This is a genomic window from Mesorhizobium sp. CA15 (assembly GCF_020165215.1).
Lineage (GTDB): Bacteria > Pseudomonadota > Alphaproteobacteria > Rhizobiales > Rhizobiaceae > Mesorhizobium.
In genome coordinates this window covers 458888-477096 of record NZ_JAIUHQ010000002.1, presented here as the reverse complement: position 1 = coordinate 477096, position 18209 = coordinate 458888, and the positions used below count along the sequence as shown (strand labels likewise).

Annotated in this window: 15 protein-coding genes, 1 tRNA gene and 1 pseudogene; 10 read left to right on the top strand and 7 right to left on the bottom strand. The window is 63.5% G+C overall.

Translation table 11 applies throughout. The annotated features are described in order from the left end of the window. Positions 1 to 309: 309 nt before the first annotated feature. Positions 310 to 2775 (bottom strand): OmpA family protein, encoded by a 2466-nt coding sequence (locus LB515_RS05700; RefSeq protein WP_224707161.1) that lies wholly within the window; start codon positions 2773 to 2775, stop codon positions 310 to 312. A gap of 193 nt (positions 2776 to 2968) precedes the next feature. On the opposite strand from LB515_RS05700, the gene LB515_RS05695 reads away from it, so the two are divergent. Together LB515_RS05695 and LB515_RS05690 are read left to right on the top strand one after the other, a co-directional pair. Continuing rightward, positions 2969 to 3415, top strand: coding sequence for a YcgN family cysteine cluster protein (locus tag LB515_RS05695; protein ID WP_095766643.1), 447 nt, complete (start codon positions 2969 to 2971; stop codon positions 3413 to 3415). A 354-nt stretch (positions 3416 to 3769) separates the two neighbouring features. Next, positions 3770 to 4123 carry a hypothetical protein gene (locus tag LB515_RS05690; RefSeq protein ID WP_095766645.1) on the top strand — a complete coding sequence of 118 codons (354 nt, stop codon included), beginning with the start codon at positions 3770 to 3772 and terminating at the stop codon, positions 4121 to 4123. Between the two features lie 266 nt (positions 4124 to 4389). On the opposite strand, the gene LB515_RS05685 is transcribed toward LB515_RS05690, so the two are convergent. Continuing rightward, positions 4390 to 5100 (bottom strand): SIMPL domain-containing protein, encoded by a 711-nt coding sequence (locus LB515_RS05685; RefSeq protein ID WP_095766646.1) that lies wholly within the window; start codon positions 5098 to 5100, stop codon positions 4390 to 4392. Positions 5101 to 5320: 220 nt separating this feature from the next. Between LB515_RS05685 and LB515_RS05680 the strand changes: the two genes are divergently transcribed. Beyond that, positions 5321 to 5396 (top strand) — tRNA-Ile (locus tag LB515_RS05680). 191 nt (positions 5397 to 5587) lie between these two features. Here the strand turns inward: LB515_RS05680 and LB515_RS05675 are convergent. After that, a pseudogene (locus LB515_RS05675) lies at positions 5588 to 6028 on the bottom strand (tyrosine-type recombinase/integrase); the annotation flags it as partial. Between the two features lie 81 nt (positions 6029 to 6109). On the opposite strand from LB515_RS05675, the gene LB515_RS05670 reads away from it, so the two are divergent. Beyond that, positions 6110 to 6280, top strand: a complete 171-nt coding sequence (locus tag LB515_RS05670; protein ID WP_224707045.1) for a hypothetical protein — start codon at positions 6110 to 6112, stop codon at positions 6278 to 6280. Between the two features lie 312 nt (positions 6281 to 6592). Here LB515_RS05670 and LB515_RS05665 read toward each other — a convergent pair whose 3' ends face one another. The 4 genes from LB515_RS05665 to LB515_RS05650 all read right to left on the bottom strand — a co-directional run bounded on the left by LB515_RS05665 (position 6593) and on the right by LB515_RS05650 (position 11044). Further along, positions 6593 to 6841, bottom strand: coding sequence for a hypothetical protein (locus LB515_RS05665; RefSeq protein WP_082048681.1), 249 nt, complete (start codon positions 6839 to 6841; stop codon positions 6593 to 6595). A 539-nt stretch (positions 6842 to 7380) separates the two neighbouring features. Continuing rightward, on the bottom strand, positions 7381 to 9306 hold the full coding sequence (locus LB515_RS05660; RefSeq protein ID WP_224707044.1) for a (Fe-S)-binding protein: 1926 nt from the start codon (positions 9304 to 9306) through the stop codon (positions 7381 to 7383). Position 9307: 1 nt separating this feature from the next. Then, positions 9308 to 10276 carry an electron transfer flavoprotein subunit alpha/FixB family protein gene (locus tag LB515_RS05655; protein WP_224707043.1) on the bottom strand — a complete coding sequence of 323 codons (969 nt, stop codon included), beginning with the start codon at positions 10274 to 10276 and terminating at the stop codon, positions 9308 to 9310. Positions 10277 to 10279: 3 nt separating this feature from the next. Continuing rightward, positions 10280 to 11044, bottom strand: a complete 765-nt coding sequence (locus LB515_RS05650) for an electron transfer flavoprotein subunit beta/FixA family protein (RefSeq protein ID WP_224707042.1) — start codon at positions 11042 to 11044, stop codon at positions 10280 to 10282. Between the two features lie 293 nt (positions 11045 to 11337). Between LB515_RS05650 and LB515_RS05645 the strand changes: the two genes are divergently transcribed. The 6 genes from LB515_RS05645 (at position 11338) to LB515_RS05620 (ending at position 18190) form a co-directional block, all read left to right on the top strand. Beyond that, the gene (locus LB515_RS05645) at positions 11338 to 12543 is read left to right on the top strand and encodes a substrate-binding domain-containing protein (RefSeq protein ID WP_224707041.1); all 1206 of its coding nucleotides are present in this window, start codon (positions 11338 to 11340) and stop codon (positions 12541 to 12543) included. Positions 12544 to 12619: 76 nt separating this feature from the next. Further along, the gene (locus LB515_RS05640; protein WP_224707040.1) at positions 12620 to 14158 is read left to right on the top strand and encodes a sugar ABC transporter ATP-binding protein; all 1539 of its coding nucleotides are present in this window, start codon (positions 12620 to 12622) and stop codon (positions 14156 to 14158) included. Further along, entirely contained in the window at positions 14155 to 15108 is a 954-nt protein-coding gene (locus tag LB515_RS05635; RefSeq protein ID WP_224707039.1) for an ABC transporter permease, read from the top strand. The genes LB515_RS05640 and LB515_RS05635 overlap by 4 nt, the downstream gene beginning before the upstream one ends. Then, complete coding sequence (locus LB515_RS05630) at positions 15108 to 16076, top strand: ABC transporter permease (RefSeq protein ID WP_224707038.1); 969 nt, start codon at positions 15108 to 15110, stop codon at positions 16074 to 16076. Before LB515_RS05635 ends, LB515_RS05630 begins: the two co-directional genes overlap by 1 nt. Positions 16077 to 16107: 31 nt before the next feature. Continuing rightward, positions 16108 to 17781 carry a GMC family oxidoreductase gene (locus LB515_RS05625; RefSeq protein WP_224707037.1) on the top strand — a complete coding sequence of 558 codons (1674 nt, stop codon included), beginning with the start codon at positions 16108 to 16110 and terminating at the stop codon, positions 17779 to 17781. 1 nt (position 17782) lies between these two features. Then, a complete protein-coding gene (locus LB515_RS05620; RefSeq protein ID WP_224707036.1) occupies positions 17783 to 18190 on the top strand; it encodes a hypothetical protein in 408 nt (135 codons plus the stop codon). The last annotated feature ends 19 nt before the right edge of the window (positions 18191 to 18209 follow it).

Here is an 18209-nt window from a genome sequence, read left to right as displayed (position 1 = left end):
AGCCTAACCGCTCATACTTTCCTGGAATTGCTCTGGGCGTATTTCGGCCAGGTAACACAGGTTTTCAAGGCAAAAAACCCCGCCGGGGAGGGGGCCCGGCGGGGCTCAACGTGTCCCGCTGGAGTCGGGACAGGGCAGGGAACGCCCTGTCTGGAATCTGGGTGCCGCAATGCGGCGATTCAATGAGCAGGCCGGGCCAGGCAGGACAATTCTTCTTGAGCCGGTAAGGAAAAAAGGCCCGTCCGAAGCGGACGGGCCCGTCTTGCGCGCTGATTCTGCAGATCCGGGCAGGATCTTGAAATCAAACGCTCATTGTTGCTCGCTGTTGCTCGCCACCGGCGCCACCAGCGAGGTGATGCGGCGGATGGCGACACGCCGGTTCTCGCGGTTCGGACCGGGCGTGTTCACCTTGAGATACTCCTCGCCATAGCCCTGCGTGGTGAGGTTCTCGGCCGGGATGCCAAAGGCGTTGGTGAGCGCCTCGGCCACCGCCTCGGCGCGGCGGTCCGACAAAGCGAGGTTCGCGTCCGGCGTGCCGACGGCGTCGGTGTGGCCTTCGATCAGGAAGGTCTCGGCCGGGTTCTTCTTCAGAAGCTTTTCCATGGCGGTGGCCACGCCTTCGAGCTTCTGCACTTCGGTGTCGGAGATGGTGGCCGAGCCGAAGTCGAAGTTCAGCGTGTCGAGGTCGATACGCCGGGCGATGTCGCGCACGCGGGCCGAGCGCTTGACCTCGTCGATCGAGTAGAGACGCTGCACCCTTTCCACAGGTGGCTGCTCGAGGAAGGTATAATATTCGTCCGGATCCTCGACTTCCTCCGAATCCAGGATGTAGTCCCGGCGCGGAATGTCGAGCCGCATCGGTGGCAGGTCGTCGCCGGGATCGCGCCACTCGTCGACGTCGTTATAGTAGCGCTCGTCGACATAGCTCAGCACGTATTCGCGGCCATCCGATGTAACGCGCGATCGCCGGATGACGTCGCCATTACGGTTGCGGATGGTGATGATCCTGACGCCGTTGTCGCGCTCCACGATTTCGCGGGTGCGGCCGCCCGAAAGATCCTCGTAGTAAACATCCCTGGCGCCGCGGGTGATGCGAGGAGCTTCGTTGCTTTCCACGAATGTCTGGTTGTTGAACTGAAGGATCACCCGGTCGCCGAACTGCTTCACCACGTCGGCACCCTGCGGCCGGCGGCGCTCACGGACAACCTGCTCGGGCGTAAGCTCGATCCGCTTGCCTTTCTCCTGGTCCACTGGGACGATCTTTTCGGGCTTGATCGCCTGCTGCGCCGACTTGTCGTCGGTGGGCGGCGGCCCCTGATCGACCGGAGCCGGCCTCTGCGCCTGCTCGCCACCTTGCTGCTGTCCGGCCTGATTGGCGTTCTGGCCGTTGCCGGCCTGGCCATTTTCGATTTGAGCGCCACCGGTCTGGGCTCCGCCGTTCTGGCGGTTGTCGTTGCGGCCCCGGTGCTTGCGGATGGCATCTTTCTGGCTGTCCAGGACGGGCGCCTCGTTCGGATTGGCGGTTTCGCCCTGCGCGGCGTTGCCATTGGCAGGCTGGTTGTTGTTCGCCGGCTGATTGCCATTGGCCGGCTGCTCGCCGGTTGCGGGTTGCTGCTCGCCGGTGAGGGGCTTGCGGCCGGTCTTTGTCTGCTCTCCGGTCTGTGGCTGTTCGCCGGTCGCGGGTTGTTCACCTGTCGCGGGCTGTTCACCCATCGCCGGCTGTTCCGCGTTCGGCTTCTTGCCACGCTTCTTCTTGTCCTGGGCCTGTTCGCCCTGGGCCGGCTGCTCGCCATTCTGCAGCGGCTGGGCCTGCGGCACGGGCTCACCGGCCGGCGCCCGCTTCTTGGCCGGCTCGTTGGTCTGCGTCTGCTCGGCCGGGGCGGTCTCACCCTGCTGGTTCTGCTTAAGCTTCTTCCTGAGCTGATTGCCGCCTTGCTGGTTGTCGTTGGCGGGAGCAGTCTGTTCGGTCGGGGCAACCTGCTCGCCGGCCTGGCCGGCGGGCGCACCTTCCGTCTGCTGCTGATCGTGCTTGCGCTTCTTGCGACCCTGGTTGCCTTGCTGCTGGTCGCCGGCGGCAGGCGCGACCTGTTCCGCGGGCTGCTGGTCGGCTGGCGCCGCTTCGATCTGCTGCTGGTTGCGCTTCTTCTTGCGCGGCTGCAGCTCCTCGGCCGCGGGCTGGCCGCCCTGGTCGGCGGGTGCTGCCTGGATCTGCTGCTGTTGATCACGCTTCTTGCGCGGCTTGAATTGCTGCTCCTCGGCCGCGGGCTGGCCGCCCTGGTCGGCGGGTGCTGCCTGGATCTGCTGCTGTTGATCGCGCTTCTTACGCGGCTTGAATTGCTGCTCGTCGGTCGCAGGCTGGCCGCCCTGGTCGGCGGGTGCCGCCTCGATCTGCTGCTGTTGGTCGCGCTTCTTGCGTGGCTTGAATTGCTGCTCGGCCGGTGCAGCTTCCCCGGACTGGGCGCCCTCCGTCTGCTGCTGCTCGTGCCGCTTCTTGCGCGGCTGTTGCTCGGATTCGGCGGGCGCGGCCTGTTCGGCCGGCGCCGATTCGCTTTGCTGCTGCTGCTCGCGCTTCTTTCTACGCGGCTGTTCGGCTCCGCCTTGCGCGCATTCTTCGGCCGACTGGCCTTCGGCGCAGGCGGCCTGAGCCAGCACGAGCGGCGCTCCGTGCAGGCCGCCGGAAGCGACACCCCCCTGCAGCGGGTACGCGCCCAACGGCGCGGATGCCATAAGCAGGCCGATTGCCGTGCCCGCCAGAATCCGTGGTTGGCGTTTCATATCGATTTCTCCTAATGGGGTCCCATCCCTGCCCAAACTTTCATCAACCATAATTGGTTCCGTCAGGCATTGGCGCCAACCAAGGATGCCTGGCCGGCCTTTTGAAGGCAATTTCGTGTTTTTCTAATGTTGATACTGGGTCGCCGCCACACAGCGCTTGACCGGAAGACCGCAGAGGGCCAAATCCAGCCAAATGACCGCGCCATTCTGGAAAACCAAGACGCTTGAGGCGATGACCCCGGCCGAATGGGAATCGCTTTGCGACGGCTGCGGCAAATGCTGCCTGTCGAAGCTCGAGGATGAGGATACGGGCGAGATCTTCTGGACAAGCGTGGGCTGCAGGCTGTTCGACGCCGAGAACTGCCGCTGCTCCGACTATGCAAACCGCCTGGCGCGGGTGCCCGATTGCGTCGGCCTGACGCCACAGAATGTACGCACCATCACCTGGCTGCCAAAAACCTGCGCCTACCGGCTTATCGCCGAGGGCCATGATCTCTACTGGTGGCACAGACTTGTTTCGGGAAGCGCTGAGACCGTGCACGAGGCCGGCATCTCGATCCGGGGCCGGGTGAAGGCCAAGGAAACCGATCTGGCCGACCCGGACGATTATTTTGATTATATATTGGACGACGAACCTTAGCAGTTCGCGTCTGGACGACGAACCCTGACGGGTTCGCGTCTAGATGATGACGAACCCTGACGGGTTCGCACTTGGATGACGAACGCTGACGAGGCGCTTTTGACGAGGAACGACGAACCCTGCGGGTTCGCATTTAGAATCCTGAAGGGCCTCGCTTTTAAGCACTTACGAGCGACGAACCGTGGCGGGTTCGCGCCTAAGGGATTCGCGGTTTTGGCAGAGCGACGAACCCTGGCGGGTTGGCGCTTATATGAACCGGACATGAATGGCCGGTTCGCGGAAGGTTCAGATGCAAAAAGGCATTTTCCAGTCATCGGTTCTACGGGCGACAGCCCACAATAAGGAGAGAAGACGATGTTCAACACGATCAGGACGGCAGCCCTTTCGGCCCTTGTCGGGCTTGGCACTTTGACGGCCATTCCGGCGCATGCGGACAGCCTCTATCTCGGTTTTGGGGACAGGCACGACCCGCGTTTCGGCATCTACACCGGCGACGATGACGGTTATCGCCGCGACTGGCGCCGCGACCGCGACTGGCGCGGCTGTTCGCCGGACCGCGCCCTCGACAAGGCCGAGCGCATGGGTCTGCACCGCGCCCGCATCGTCGACATCAGCCGCCGTACCGTGAAGGTGGCAGGCCGCCAGTATGGCGACCGTGTCGTGGTGGTGTTCGCCAACGAGCGCGGCTGCCCGATCATCTATCGCTGAGGCTGAAAGGGCGATCCCGTTCGAGGATCGCCTATGCGGACGATCCTCTGCGAGGATCGCCTATGAGTAGCTGAGCCCCTCAAGATGAGGCGCGGCTCGAAAACGCCCCGCAGGATGATCCTGCGGGGCGTTTTGCTAGAGCGTTTCACCGTTTCACGGAAACGGCGAACCGCTCTATCTCTTTGTTTTGACGCAATTCCGGACGGAAAACCGCTCACACTTTTCTTGGAATTGCTCTAACGGCATGTCCGCGGCTGGGCCGGATGTCACCTCAGCTCGAAGGTGACCGTGACCTGGACGTTGTAGGAATTCTCGCCGGCCTGCACGGGGACGGCCGAACGGGCCGCATCGAACGACTTGGCCGCCATCGGCATCGGCACCGGCGCGACATTCTGGTCGGCGATCTCGAGCACCTTGCCCAGACTGACGCCCGCCGCTTCGGCGAGGGTCTTTGCCTTGGCCATCGCGTCGGCGACGGCCTTCTTGCGCGCCTCGGTGATCGTGGCCTTCGGATTATCGTTGGTAAAAGCAATGCCGCCGCCCTGGTTGACGCCGAGCGACACCGCCTTGTCCAGAATCTCGCCGGTCTTGTCGACGTCGCGCACGCGCACCGACAGCGTGTTGGTCACCTGATAGGCGACGAGCTCGGCTTCCTGGCTGCCGTCGGCCTTGTTGGTGTAGTTGTAGCGCGGGTTGATCTGGATGCCGGCGGTCTGCAGGTCGCGTTCTGCAATGCCGGCGGATTTCATCGCCGCGATCACCGCCGCCATGGCGTCGTTGTTGGCGTCGAGCGCTTCGCGCGCGCTCTTGGCCTCGCGCATCACGCTGAGCGAAAGGATCGCCATGTCCGGCGCCACGGTCGCTTCGCCTTCGCCGGACACGATGATGCGTGGCGGAGGCTGGATGTCGGCGGCGCTCGCCAGCGCCGGGAACGCGACCGCGGCAGCGAGCGCGATGGGCAAAAGTTGTCTGGTCATGAAACTCCTCGAAGTCTGTGGTCCGCCCCCCCCGTGCCGCATCTGCCTCGACCCGCAAAGGGCGCCGATTCCTGCAGCGCGGTGCAAGGGCTGGACCTTTCTCGCGCCATATGGGCGCAGGCCGCTCTACGGCGCGAATATGGGCTGATTTTGGCCTTTTGCGCCAGAGCTTTCGAAAGCCTTGTGCGACGACAAGAAAAACACTAAGCCAGCCCGCGTGGGGCCTGTAGCTCAATGGTTAGAGCCGGCGGCTCATAACCGCTTGGTTGGGGGTTCGAGTCCCTCCGGGCCCACCATTATCGTTATTTATCAATGGTTTATAGGGTGGTTCGTCACGAGGTTCGCCAATAGGTTCGCCAAGCATCGGTTTGCGCGTCACCAGGCGCACGACTCGATCCATCCCTTGGACCGCCAGCCGAACTTGCGACGCCTCGCGCGAATAGAGCTCCGCATGATCGATGTCGTCGTGACCGAGCACGTCCATCAGCTGCCTGGTTGATGCTTCCGCTTCGGCTAGATAGACGCCAAGCGACTTCCGCAAGCCATGCAGGGTCAAGCCCTTTGGCAGACCGGCAAGCTTGCACCAATGCGCCATCATGCCAGTCAGCGACTTGGCGGAGAACGGCTCGCCATAGCGATTGACCAGAACGGTCTCGCCGCGCCTGTCGGCCGCATCCAGGATCTCAGACAACATCGGTGTGATCGGCACGAAAAGCCGCTTGCCGCCAGTTCGTCCCTTGTTCTTGGCTTGAACGATATCAAACCCGTCGAAGTGGCGCTCGACGCCATCGATGAAGACACGGCGGGCGACCCTCTGATCCCAGCGCAGGCCCGCGACATCGCCGCGGCGGTTGCCGAGCCATAGCGCCAAACCATAGCAAGTGCGTGCTGCGGTGCCGAGCTGCCAGCGGTTTTCGAATTGCGCCATCGCTTCGCGCGACCAGGCTTTCCAGCCGGCATAGGCGGGCCGCCATTCGACCGCCGTTGTGGGATCGATTTCGATCCAATCTTGCCGCAGCGCGACATAGACCAGCTTGCGTATGCCTACCAGCAGATGCTTGGCCTTGTGGGGCGTGGCGATGAAGCGGCCAAGAAGCTCTTCAATATGGATACGTCGGAGGTTTTTTACCGGTACATCCCGCCATATGAGCGGGTGATCTGCGACCACCCGGAGTTCTAGGAACTCTTCAATCAGCTGCGTGTTCTTGCGCTTGCTGGCTTCGTCTAGCGCCAGCCACTTGACCGAAATCTTCAACCGTTGGAAGGCAGCTCCGAATGTGCCGGGCAGCGCGGCTCCAGGCATACGGATCACAGGAGCCTTTGGGACTTTCCGGCCCTCGACTGCTGCCTGGTAGGCCTGCTTGAATCCCGGCTGATTGGGGGCCGGCAGACTAACCACGCGCTCCTTCGTCCGATAGCGCCAGCGAACTTTGCCATGGCGGTCGGTGTAGGAGGAGAGGCCGGGATATTTGTCGGTCATGGCAGAATGAATCTATTCCCTGCGATGATTTCCTTGCAACAGGAAGTCGACGATATTTTCTTCATCGTCTCCAGGTAGTTCGCCAAAGGCCGCTTCGAGTTTGAGCCGATCCCAAATCACGCGACCGTCAACTTTCTTCGGCTTCGGCATGCGGCGGTCAGCAACCATCTGGTCGAATTTGGTTATGCCCACGCCAACATATCGGGCGGCTTCTTCGCGTGAGAGGCCGCGAGGAGGGTAGGAGAGGGAGTCGCTTTTCATGACCTCGCTCGCCTGCATCGCCCGCGCGTTTAGGCGTGGACTTCTGTGCAGCGAGTAGGATCTAGATCGTGTAAACGACGTCCGGAAGAGAGCTAGTTGAACGGTGCGGCGAATTGCGGTCGAGGCGTATGAACGGGATCGTCTGACCATCCTCAATGTACCTCGGGGTTCGAGTCGGAGGTTCGCTACCGCCGATCCCCCCGACAGGACGAACTCTTATTTGCCCTCGAATTCGAGCGTATCCGGCCTTGACCCTACGATGTTGCGATGGCGGAGAGAGCGTCTTTCGAATTCCTGATTAAATCATTGAAATTGCTGGAATTTTCTTATGTCTGGTTACCCAGTTTGTTACACAGCCACGGATGACCGCTTTGCGCCTCCTACTGATGTTAGGCTCAGTTCCCCGCAGCCTGAAAGCGAACGTTGTGAGCCACACAGCTAGCAGACTTGCCCAAAGTTCATCCCGACTACGCGGCACTTCCCGTCTCCGGCATCGAGCGGTGCCGGAATGCCGGCTCCGCCAGCAAACCAGAAAACCGTCAGGCACGAGATGCCTCGCGCAGGTTGATCAGTTCGGCCACGTCGAGGATCCTCAAACTGCTTGCCACGCCAAGCGCGTCGGTGGCGGCCGTGTACATGACCTTGTCCTTGGGACAGGCGACGACAAAGATCTCAACGTTGAGGCCAAGCGCCTCGCGGATGCGGTTTTCGCTGGGGCGTTCCTTGACCCCGTCGTCGCCCTGCCAGATGCGGCCGCCGCCGGCGCCACAGCAGAAGGAATTCTCGCGGCAGCGCGGCATGTCGTGCAGTGTATAGCCTGCTGCCCTGATCAGGTCGCGGGGCGCATCGAAGCCGCCATTGTAGCGGCCGAGATAGCAGGGATCGTGATAGGTCACCGTGGCGCCGTCGGCCGGGGCGATATCAAGCCTGCCCGCCGCCACCAGTTCGGCAAGCAGCGCCGTGTAGTGAAGCACCTCGAACGCGCCGCCAAAATGGCGGTAGTCGTTCTTCAGCGCGTTGAGGCTGTGCGGATCCGTGGTGACGATGCGGTTGAAGCTGCAGGCGCGGATCGCGTCGATGTTGGATTGGGCAAGCGTTTCGAACAGGCCTTCCTCACCGGCGCGCCTCACGTCGTTGCCGCTGTTGCGCTCGGCATCGAAGAGAATGCCGAAATCGACGCCGGCGGCGGTGAAAAGCTCGGCGACCTTGCGGGTCACGTCCTGGACGCGCGGGTCGTAGGATGCGTAGTCGCCGACGAACCATAACACGTCGACCGGTTCGCTGCGCGCGTCCTTGACCGTGAAGCCGAGCTCCTTGGTCCAGCGCGCGCGCATCTTGGACGGCTTGCCCATCGAATTCCCGAGCCGGGTGAGGTTGGTCAGCGCGTCCTGGAGCATGGGGCTGACGTGGCCTTCGTCGACAACATGTCGCCGCATGTCGATGATCTTGGGCAAATGCTCGATCTCGACCGGACAGGCCTCCATGCAGGCGCGGCAGGTCATGCAGGCCCAGAGCGTCTCCTCGGCGATCACGCCGCCGACCAGAGGAGTTGACGCGTCGTTTGCCAGCGCGTCGCGCATATCGGTGATCAGCATCTTCGGGCTGAGAGGCAACCCCGAGGCATAGGCCGGGCAGACCGCCTGGCAGCGTCCGCACTCGGTGCAGGACAAGAGGTCGAGCTGCTGCTTCCAGTCGAACTGGGCGAGCGAAGCCACGCCCGGACTCTCGCGATCGGGAGGCACGGCGGGCGCGGTCCCGGCCGGTTCGAGGTTGCGAAAATAGATGTTCGGCGCGGCCAGGAACATGTGCCGATGCTTCGAGCCTGGAATATAGATCAGGAAGGCGAGGATGGCGCAGATATGGACCCAATAGGCGATCCGCTCCGCCGGATCGGCGGGAACGCTCAACGCACGGAGCAGATCGGCTATAAGCGACGCGACCGGCCGCCATGAGCCGTCGGCGCCGCCGACGATCCGTGCTCCGGCCTCGATCAGCAGGGATGATACGATGAGCAGGATGAGCACATAGATGATCGCCGCATCCGATCCACTCGATCCCTTGAATCTCGGCGGCTTCAGCACATAGCGCTGATACACGGCCAGGCCGAGACCCAGCAGCATCAGCACCGCGAACGAATCCTGGAGCAAGGCGATCCAGCTGTCGCCGCCAACTGGCGCGAGCGAAAAGCCGGGAAATAGGCGTGAGCCGAACGCCTCGACCGTGACGGTGAACAGGACAAAGAACGAAACGAAGATCAGCGCGTGCAGGACCCCCGACAGCGGCTTGCGAAGCATCTTGCGATGCAGGCCGATCGCGATGGCGACGCCTTCAAGGCGGCGCCAGGGTTGGTCGAAACGGCTGGCGCCCGGCGCCTGCGCCAGCGCGGCGATGTAGCGGCGGGAACGCCAAGCCGTGAGCGCGACGGCCGCCAGCGTGACGGTCCATAGAATTGGCGTTTCGCTCATATCAACGGCCGGACGCTGCCTGCAGCCGCTCGCTAAGATTGGCGACAAGATCGAACAGGTCGCAGGTCGCGCCGAAATGGGCGACGTTGAAGATCGGCGCCTTGGGGTCGGTATTCACGGCGATGATAAGGTCGGACTTCGACATGCCTTCGAGGTGTTCAGGCGCGCCGGAAACGCCAAGCGCCAAATAGAGTTTCGGCTTGACCTTCTGGCCGGACTTGCCGACCTGCCGCACCTTCGGCAGCCAGCCGCTGTCCACCACCGGGCGGCTACCGGCGATCTCCGCGCCCAGAATATCCGCGAGACCGCGCGCTACATCGATGCTGGCCTCGTCACCGATGCCGCGACCGACGCAGACGATCCGCTCGGCCGTCGTGAGGTCGACGCTTTCATAGCTGGGAACATCGACGCCGACGAGCCGGACCTTGCCTTCGGCCACGACGGCCGTGGCGTCAGAATGCTGCACCCTGGATGCATCAACCGCGCGCCGTTCGGCCTCCGCAAAGGCGCCGGGATTGACCATCAAAATGGCCGGCAGGGGCACGCTGCATTCGGCGAGGATCTTGCCGCCATAGACCTGCGCGATAACGGCTAGCCGGTCTCCGTCGCGGTTAATTTCGTTGACATAGGAGACCAGCGGCCAACCCGTGCGCGCCGCGAGATCGCAGGCGACGTCGAGTCCATTGGCGGAATAAGGCACCAGCACCAGGCCGGGCTCTTCGGCGGCGACAGCATTTGCCAACAGCCGCGCGTAGGATTCGGCGGCGATAAGCTGAGAGCCGCTCGCTGTCGCCGCGACGAGCCTGTTGGCGGCGCCGAGATTGGCGATGGCGGGTTCCGGATCCTGCCCGGCGAAGAAAGCGACGACCTCGTCGGCGGCCGAGCCGGCCGCGCGGGCCGCCGTGATCATTTCCAGCGAAAAGGGCTCGACCTTGCCGAATGAGCCTTCCGTGCAGGCGACAATTCGCATCGTTCAAACCCCCGCAAAACCTTTGGCCGCCAGGATGCTGGCCAGCCTTTCGGCGACATTTTCGGGATTGTCTCCCAGGTTTTCGCCGGTGCCGCGCTGGCCAGGCATTCTCAGCGCGACGATCTCGGCCGACCGTTCGAACCCGGCAGGTTCGGACGGCGCCTTGCCTATGGCCGTCTTCGAAGCCTCTCGCAGCTTGCTGCCCGAAACATAGCGCGGCGCCTTGGAAGCGGTCTGCACGCCGATCACCGCCGGCAGCGCGATCTCGTATGTCGCGGCGATGCCGCCGCCGCGCTCCTGTGTCAGGCGTAGGGCCGACCCCTCGATGCTGATCCGGCTGGAGCCGGAGACATGCGGCCAACCGAGCAGGGCGCCGGCATAGGGTACGAGCTGGCCGAACAGATCCTCGGTCGACTGGACGCCGCACAGGACGAGATCGGCTGCCTTCGAGCGGGCGAGCGCGACGATCGAACCGGCAATCGCGCGCGAGTCGATCATGCCATCGCCTTCAGCTTCGAGCGCAACCGCCTCGTCCGCGCCACGGGCGACCGCCATCTGCAGCACACGGTTGCTGCCCTCGCCAATGGCGACAGCCACGACCGTCGCGCCGGACGCTTCCTTCAAAAGGATCGCCTCTTCGAGCGCATGGTCGTCGAAATCATTGAGCTGGAAATCCAGCCATTCGCGGTCGATGCCGCGTCCGTCGCCCGTCAGTTCGAGCTCGCCCGCGGAATCCGGAATCATTCGCAGCACAACGAGAATTTTCAAACGTCGATCCTCCCCGGGTGTACCTCAACCCTCCCGGTACCTGCGGCCCATTAGATCGCAACCGTTGCTGGGCCCAATCGAGAAAATCGTAATAGCAGCTATTACAACTCAGGTGATTGACCTTCGCGACGATGCGTCCGCTAATTCGAAGCGTTGGGAGGCTTGGGCAATCGGCTGTGGCCGAGCGCTTTGTATTTTTTCGATATAAGTTGCGAAATATACCATAAATTATCCAGTTTTTACTTGGGGTAGGAACAATCGGCATCCGAAAAGGTGCCCAGGAGGAGGAAAGTATGACTATAAAGAGTATCTTCGATCAAAAGATATCGCGAGCGAGCCTGATCCGCAAAGCGCCTGCCGCTATGGCGGCCGCCGGCGCGGTTTCGGCCCTGGGACTTGGCGCGACTGCCCCTGCCGCGGCGGAGGAAGCCAAGCCGGGCTATTACGGCGTGCCGCGAACCTGGATCTGGAATCCGAACGCCAACTCGATGGTCGACACTTCGAAGTGGAAGAAAGAGGGGCCCTATACGATCGGCTTCTCCAACGCCTCGATATCCAATGCCTGGCGCGTGGCCTTCCAGCACGGCGTGTTCTGGGCGGCCGGCCAGCATCGCGACGAGATTGCGCATCTTCTGGCGACCGACGCCAATGACGATCCCTCCAAGCAGATCGCCGACATCCAGGACCTGATCAGCCAGGGGGTCGACGTCTTGCTGATCGCCGCCGCGACGGAAGACGCGTTGGACTCCGTCGTCGGCCGCGCCATGGAGCAGGGCATTCCCGTCATCATGGTCGACCGCAAGGTGAAGACGGCAAGCAACTACATCACCTACATCACCGCCTCGGACTGGGCGCTCGGTCGCCTCGAAGCCCTGTGGCTGTGCGAGACGCTCGGCGGAAAGGGCAACATCGTCATGCTGCCCGGCATCGCCGGCTCGAGCGTCGCTGAAATCCGTATCAAGGCGAATGAGGAGGTGTTCGGGAAGTTCCCCGGCATCAAGGTGCTGGAGAAGCAATATTGCGACTGGAACCCCGCGACCGGCAAATCGGTGATGGCCGCGCTCATCCAGAAGCACGGCAAGGAGATCAACGGCGTGCTGGCCGACAGCGCGCTGCAGGGCTCCGGCGCCATCCAGGCTTTCCTCGCAGCCGGCTACAAGGACGGCGAAATTCCGCCGATGACCGGCGGCGACATCGCCTTGATGTATCAGCTGGCCTCGCAGCACAACATCAAGATGGTCGGCATCGACTATCCGACCTCGATGGGCATCACCGGCATCGAGACCGTGCTCGACGTCATGAAGGGCATCCCCGTTCCCGAGAAGGTCGAGGTCAGTTTCAATGTGGTGACCTCGCCCGGAGCCGACACGGTTTCGGTCAAGGGCGACCGCCATCTTCTCGACCATGTCAGCATGAGTGACCCGGGCGACCTGTCGCCGAGCAACGGCTTGCCGGCCGGTTACAATCCGAGCACGTTCAAGCCCGATTATCCGAAGTAAGCCTCCCAGCCTGGCCAGGGTGTGCGTTCCTTTGGACGCACACCCTGGTGTAACCGGAATTTCGAGCATCGGATAAATGGTCACTCCCGTCATCGAGCTCAGTCGCATCGAGAAGGAGTATCCGGGCGTAAAACCCCTGGACAAGGTGGATTTTGCCGTTCGTCCGGGTGAGATCCATGCCCTTCTCGGCGAAAACGGCGCGGGAAAATCCACGCTCATCCGCGTCATGGGCGGCGCCATCAAACCGAATGGCGGCAACATGACTTATCTGGGCAAGCTGGTTTCCTGGCAGTCGCCCAAGCGGGCGCGCGCGGCGGGCATCCACGTCATCCATCAGGAGCTCGCTCTGTTTCCCGAGCTTTCCGTCGCCGAGAACATCCTGGTCGACGCGCAGCCGCGCAACGGCCTGGGGTTGATCTCGGGCCGTGCCCGCCATGCGCGGGCAGCCGAGATCCTGTCGCAGCTCGGCGTGAAGATCTCTACCCATGCCAAGATCGACGAATTGCCGCTTGCCGACCAGCAGATGGTCGAGATCGCCAAGGCGCTGGTCGGCGAGGTGAGGCTCCTCGTGCTCGACGAGCCGACGGCCGTGATCTCCGGCCACGAGGTCGATCTCCTGTTCGACAACATGCGGCGCCTGAAGCGCGAAGGCGTTGGCATCGTCTATGTCTCGCACCGGCTGGAAGAGATCTTCGAGATCGCCGACCGCGTAACGATCCTGAAGGATGGACAAGTGGCGGGTACTGGTCCTGTCGGCGACCTGACACGCGATGAGATGATCACCAAGATGGTCGGACGCCGCCTCGAGCAGATCTATCCGGCACGTCGCAAGGCGCCAGCCAGCGGGCCGGACATCCTCAAGGTCAGCAACCTTCGCGCCGGTCATCGCGTGCGCGATGTCAGCATCGCGGTCAAGCCGGGCGAGGTCGTCGGCATCGCCGGCATGGTCGGCTCCGGCCGCACGGAAGTTGCAGAGGTCATCTTCGGTGTGCGCGACCTCGACGGCGGCACGATCGAGTTCGATGGTAAGCCGTTCGACCGTCGCATGCCGCGCGAGGCAATCCGCAACGGCCTTGGCTTCCTCACCGAGAACCGCAAGGACGAGGGGCTCTTCCTCGGCCTGCCGATTTCCGCAAATGTCATGGCGCCCGATCTGGCAGGCGTCACCAGACGAGGGCTGATCGACCGGCGCGGCGAGCGCGACATCGCGCTAGAGCAAATAAGCAACTTCGCCGTGGCCGCGCCTTCGCCGGAGGTCAAGGTCGGTAATCTTTCCGGCGGCAACCAGCAGAAGGTGCTTTTCGGCCGCTGGTCGCGCATTGCCCGAAAGCTTCTCATCCTCGACGAGCCGACGCGCGGCGTTGACATCGGCGCCAAGGTCGAGATCTACCGTATCGTCCGCAGCCTGGCGGAGCAGGGTGTGGGCATCCTCATGATCAGCTCCGAGCTGCCGGAGATCATCGGTCTGTCGGATCGCATCTTCGTGATGTCGCAGGGCCATGTCGCGGGCGAGATCGATGGCGCGTCCGCCACCGAGGAGGCGATCATGGATCTCGCGGTGCGCTCGGTCGACCGGCGCGAGGGCAAGGCGGTGCGGCTGGAGCAGGTCGCATGAGCGCTGTCGGTGCCGAGTTCCGCCGCAACCGGCTCTCGTTGTCCTATGTCATCGTGGTGGCGTTGCTCATCCTGCTCGTTGTGGCGGGTGGCTTCCTGTCCGATCGGTTCCTCACCTGGCGCAATTTCGGCAACCTATTCCAGCAACTTGTCGTGCTGGGCATGGTCAGCCTCGGCCAGACATTCGTAGTGCTGCTCGGCGGCATCGATCTTGCGGTCGGCTCGCTGGTCAGCGCATCGACCGTCTTCATCGCGCATTTCCTCGAATGGCGGCCGGACTTGCTCTGGCTTGCTCTGCCGCTCGCCCTGATCGCCGCGACGGCGATCGGCGCGCTCAACGGCCTTCTCACCATCGTGCTGCGCGTCCATCCGCTGATCGTGACGCTCGGCATGTCGTCGATCATCTTTGGCGGCACGCTGATGTACAACAAGGAGCCGGGCGGATCGGTCCCGCGTGGGCTAGCCGACTTTTCCTACGCCAAGCTGTGGGGCATCCCGGTGACGGCGATCGTCCTTGTGGCGGTCTTCGCGCTTGCCGGGCTCTGGCTGCAGCGCTCGCGCTCGGGCCGCAGCATCTATTTCGTCGGCGGCGACCGCGAGGCGGCGCGGCTGAACGGCCTGCCGGTGAGCCGCATCGTGGTGATGGCCTATGCGCTGTCCGGCCTGTGCGCCGGGCTGGCGGCGATCTTCCTCACCGCCCGCACCGGTGTCGGCGACCCGCGCATCGGCGCCGCCTTGACGCTGCAATCGATCACGCCGGTGGTCGTCGGCGGCACGGTTCTCGCCGGCGGGCGCGGCGGCGTCCTCGGCACGCTGCTCGGCGTGCTCCTGGTGACGATGCTCAACAACTTGCTCAACTTCCTCAACGTGTCTTCCTATTACCAGTGGGTGATCCAGGGCCTGATCATCATCATCGCCGTCAGCATCCACACCACGAGGCGGAGGCAGTGATGGCACCGCTGGAGACGCCGCTGCCCCGGTCGCGAGGCGTGTCCGTCGCCTCGGTTTTCGAGCGCTATGGATTGATCGTCTTCCTCCTCGCGCTGCTGCTGGTCGCGGCAGCGCTCTCGCCCACTTTCCTGCAGCCAGCCAACCTGGTCAACGTGCTCACCATCGCGGCCCCGCTCGGCATGGTGGTGGTCGGCCAGACCTTCGTCATCCTGGTGCGCGGACTTGACCTGTCGGTGGCCTCGCTGATGGCGACGGTGGCCGTGCTTGCAACCGCCTTCAAGGCGACGACCAATGACGCGATCCCTCTGATCTTCGTGGCGGCGGTCGCCTTCTCCGCCGTCGTCGGCCTCGTCAACGGCTGGCTGGTCGCCAAGCGCAACGTCAGTCCGTTCCTTGCCACGCTCGCCATGATGATCATCCTGCAGGGCGTCCGCTTTGCCTATACGGGCGGCGCGCCAATCAGCACGCTGCCGCCGGGCATGGGCTTTCTCGCGTCCGGCCGCATCCTCGGCATCCCGGTCAACCTCATCACCCTGGCGTTGCTGGCCATCGTTTTCGGTGTCGTGCTCCACCGATCGCGTCTCGGGCGCAAGATATTCATGGTGGGCAGCAATCCCAAGGCGGCGTTCCTCAACGGCGTCGCGCCCGATCGCGTCATCATCTTCTGCTACGTCATCTGCTCGGTCTGCGCCGGCATAGGTGGGCTGTTCCTGCTCGGCTATGTCGGGACGGTCTCCAACTGGGTCGGCCAGGGCTACGAGCTCGACTCAATCGTGGCGGCGGTCATGGGCGGCGTGGCGCTGACGGGCGGACGCGGCAACATCTTTGCCGCGCTGGTCGGTGTCGCGGTCCTGGTCGTCATCAACAATCTGGTACTTTTGCTGGGCTTTCCGATCGAGATGCAGCTCATCATCAAGGGCATTATCATCATAGGCGCGGCTGCGTTCTACCGCACAAGGCTCGCATGAGCCGGTCGCCAGCCACCGAGGGAGGTAGCAAATGAATGTCGAGAGCCTGAGCGAACGCGGCGCCCGCGCGCGACGCGACGAGGAAGTGGATGTCGCCATCGTCGGCGCCGGGCCTTCCGGCTCGGTCGCGGCGCTCCATCTCGCGCGTGCCGGTTTCTCCGTGGTCGTGCTGGAGCAGGGCGAATGGCCCGAATACAACGACTATACCGGCGCGCGGCCCGAGCACGAGCTGGTCAGCACCAAGCTCTGGCATCCCAACCCCAATGTGCGCGACAACCCGAAAGACTATCCGGTCGACACCTCGACCACGGACATCAATCCGCTGATGTTTGCCGGCGTCGGCGGCAGCGCCACGCTCTACGGCGCGCAATGGATGCATTTCCTACCCTCGGATTTCCGCGTCCGCTCGCTCGACGGCGTGGCCGAGGACTGGCCGTTTTCTTATGAGGATCTTCTGCCGTACCAGCTTGAGATCGAGCGCGAGGTCGGAGTGTCCGGCCTTGCCGGCGACCCGGCCTTTCCGCCGCGGGGACCATATCCTTTCCCGGCGCTGCCGATCGGCTCGGTGGGTCTGCGCGGCGCGCTCGGCATGGAGCGGATGGGGTGGCACTGGTGGCCGGGGAGCAACGCAATACCGTCCGAGAAGTTCGGCGAGTTGAACGCCTGCGTGCGGCGCGGCACCTGTCTCACTGGCTGCCCCGAAGGCGCGAAGTCGACCACCGACCGCTCGCACTGGCCGCTTGCCTTGAAGGCCGGAGCCCGGCTCGTTACCCGCGCGCGCGTCAAGGAGGTCGAGACCAACGAGCAGGGGCTCGCCACCGGCGTCGTCTATGTCGACGCTAATGGCCGCGACCGGCGCCAGCGCGCCAAGGTCGTCATCCTGTGCGCCAATGGCGTCGGCACACCACGGCTGCTGTTGATGTCGGGCGGAGCGAAACACCCGGACGGGCTGGCCAACTCTTCGGGCATGGTTGGCAAGCGGCTGATGATGCACCCCTTTGCCAGCATCCTTGCCTCCTACGAAGATCCGCTGGACTCCTGGCGCGGTCCGTTCGGCCAGCAGGTCTATTCGCTCGAATTCTACGAGACCGACGAGCGGCGCGGCTTCGTGCGCGGATCGAAATGGAACTGCATGCCGTCCGGCGGCCCGGTCGGAGTGTCGGGCGCCATCGGCTCCAAGGTCTATGTCGCCGAGGAAGGCCGCTTCCAGGATTTCTGGGGCGCCAACCTGCACGAGAATGTCGCCCGCCGCTTCGGTCATTCGCTGATCTGGGGCATTGTCGGCGAGGACCTGCCGGAAGAGGAGAACCAGGTGGTGCTGTCGAAGGATGTCGTCGACTCCGACGGCCTGCCGGCGCCGCAGATCATCTACAAGGTCAACGAGAACTCGAACCGCCTACTCCAGTTCAACATCGACCGCTGCCTAGAATCGGTGCGCGCCGCCGGCGCCATCGAGACGCTCGTTTCCACGCCGGTGCGCGAGTCCGGCTGGCACCTGATCGGTACGACCGTCATGGGCGACGACCCCAAGCGCTCGGTGGTTGACCAGTGGGGTGCCTGCCATGACGTGCCCAATCTCTACATCATGGACGCCTCGACCTTCCCGACCTCGGGGGCGACAAACCCGACTGCGACGATCATGGCGGTGGCGTTGCGCAACACACGTCGCATGATTGCGGAACGTCGCAACCAGAAGGTCGCCTGAGATGAGCAAAGACCAGACTTTCCTCGCTCTTGCGGACTTCCTCATCCCGGCCCACGGCACAATGCCGGCGTTCGGTTCCGTCTGCAGCTTCGCCGACGCCGAAAAGGCACTCGATTTTCGCGTCGATCTCAAGGAAGGATTTTATCGTGCGCTCGACGCCGATCCCGCATTGAGCGCCGAAGCGCATCTCGAAAGGCTCAACAAGGAAGACGGCGCCGCCTTCTCTGCCGTCACGACGATCGCGATTTGCACCTACTACATGAACCCGCGCGTGCGCGAGCTGCTCGGCTATCCCGGCCAGGAAAGCGTGCAGTACGATTCCAAGGCCACCCAGATCTACCTCACCGACGGCTCGCTTGGCCATGTGCTGGCGCGCGGTCGCAAATACCGGCCAACACCCGGCCTCTGATCCCTCCTAAGCAGAAAGG

Coding starts and splice junctions, on each gene's coding strand:
- LB515_RS05700 (WP_224707161.1), bottom strand. CDS start 2,775: ATGAAACGCCAACCACGGATTCTGGCGGGCACGGCAATCGGCCTGCTT.
- LB515_RS05695 (WP_095766643.1), top strand. CDS start 2,969: ATGACCGCGCCATTCTGGAAAACCAAGACGCTTGAGGCGATGACCCCG.
- LB515_RS05690 (WP_095766645.1), top strand. CDS start 3,770: ATGTTCAACACGATCAGGACGGCAGCCCTTTCGGCCCTTGTCGGGCTT.
- LB515_RS05685 (WP_095766646.1), bottom strand. CDS start 5,100: ATGACCAGACAACTTTTGCCCATCGCGCTCGCTGCCGCGGTCGCGTTC.
- LB515_RS05665 (WP_082048681.1), bottom strand. CDS start 6,841: ATGAAAAGCGACTCCCTCTCCTACCCTCCTCGCGGCCTCTCACGCGAA.
- LB515_RS05660 (WP_224707044.1), bottom strand. CDS start 9,306: ATGAGCGAAACGCCAATTCTATGGACCGTCACGCTGGCGGCCGTCGCG.
- LB515_RS05655 (WP_224707043.1), bottom strand. CDS start 10,276: ATGCGAATTGTCGCCTGCACGGAAGGCTCATTCGGCAAGGTCGAGCCC.
- LB515_RS05645 (WP_224707041.1), top strand. CDS start 11,338: ATGACTATAAAGAGTATCTTCGATCAAAAGATATCGCGAGCGAGCCTG.
- LB515_RS05640 (WP_224707040.1), top strand. CDS start 12,620: ATGGTCACTCCCGTCATCGAGCTCAGTCGCATCGAGAAGGAGTATCCG.
- LB515_RS05635 (WP_224707039.1), top strand. CDS start 14,155: ATGAGCGCTGTCGGTGCCGAGTTCCGCCGCAACCGGCTCTCGTTGTCC.
- LB515_RS05630 (WP_224707038.1), top strand. CDS start 15,108: ATGGCACCGCTGGAGACGCCGCTGCCCCGGTCGCGAGGCGTGTCCGTC.
- LB515_RS05625 (WP_224707037.1), top strand. CDS start 16,108: ATGAATGTCGAGAGCCTGAGCGAACGCGGCGCCCGCGCGCGACGCGAC.
- LB515_RS05620 (WP_224707036.1), top strand. CDS start 17,783: ATGAGCAAAGACCAGACTTTCCTCGCTCTTGCGGACTTCCTCATCCCG.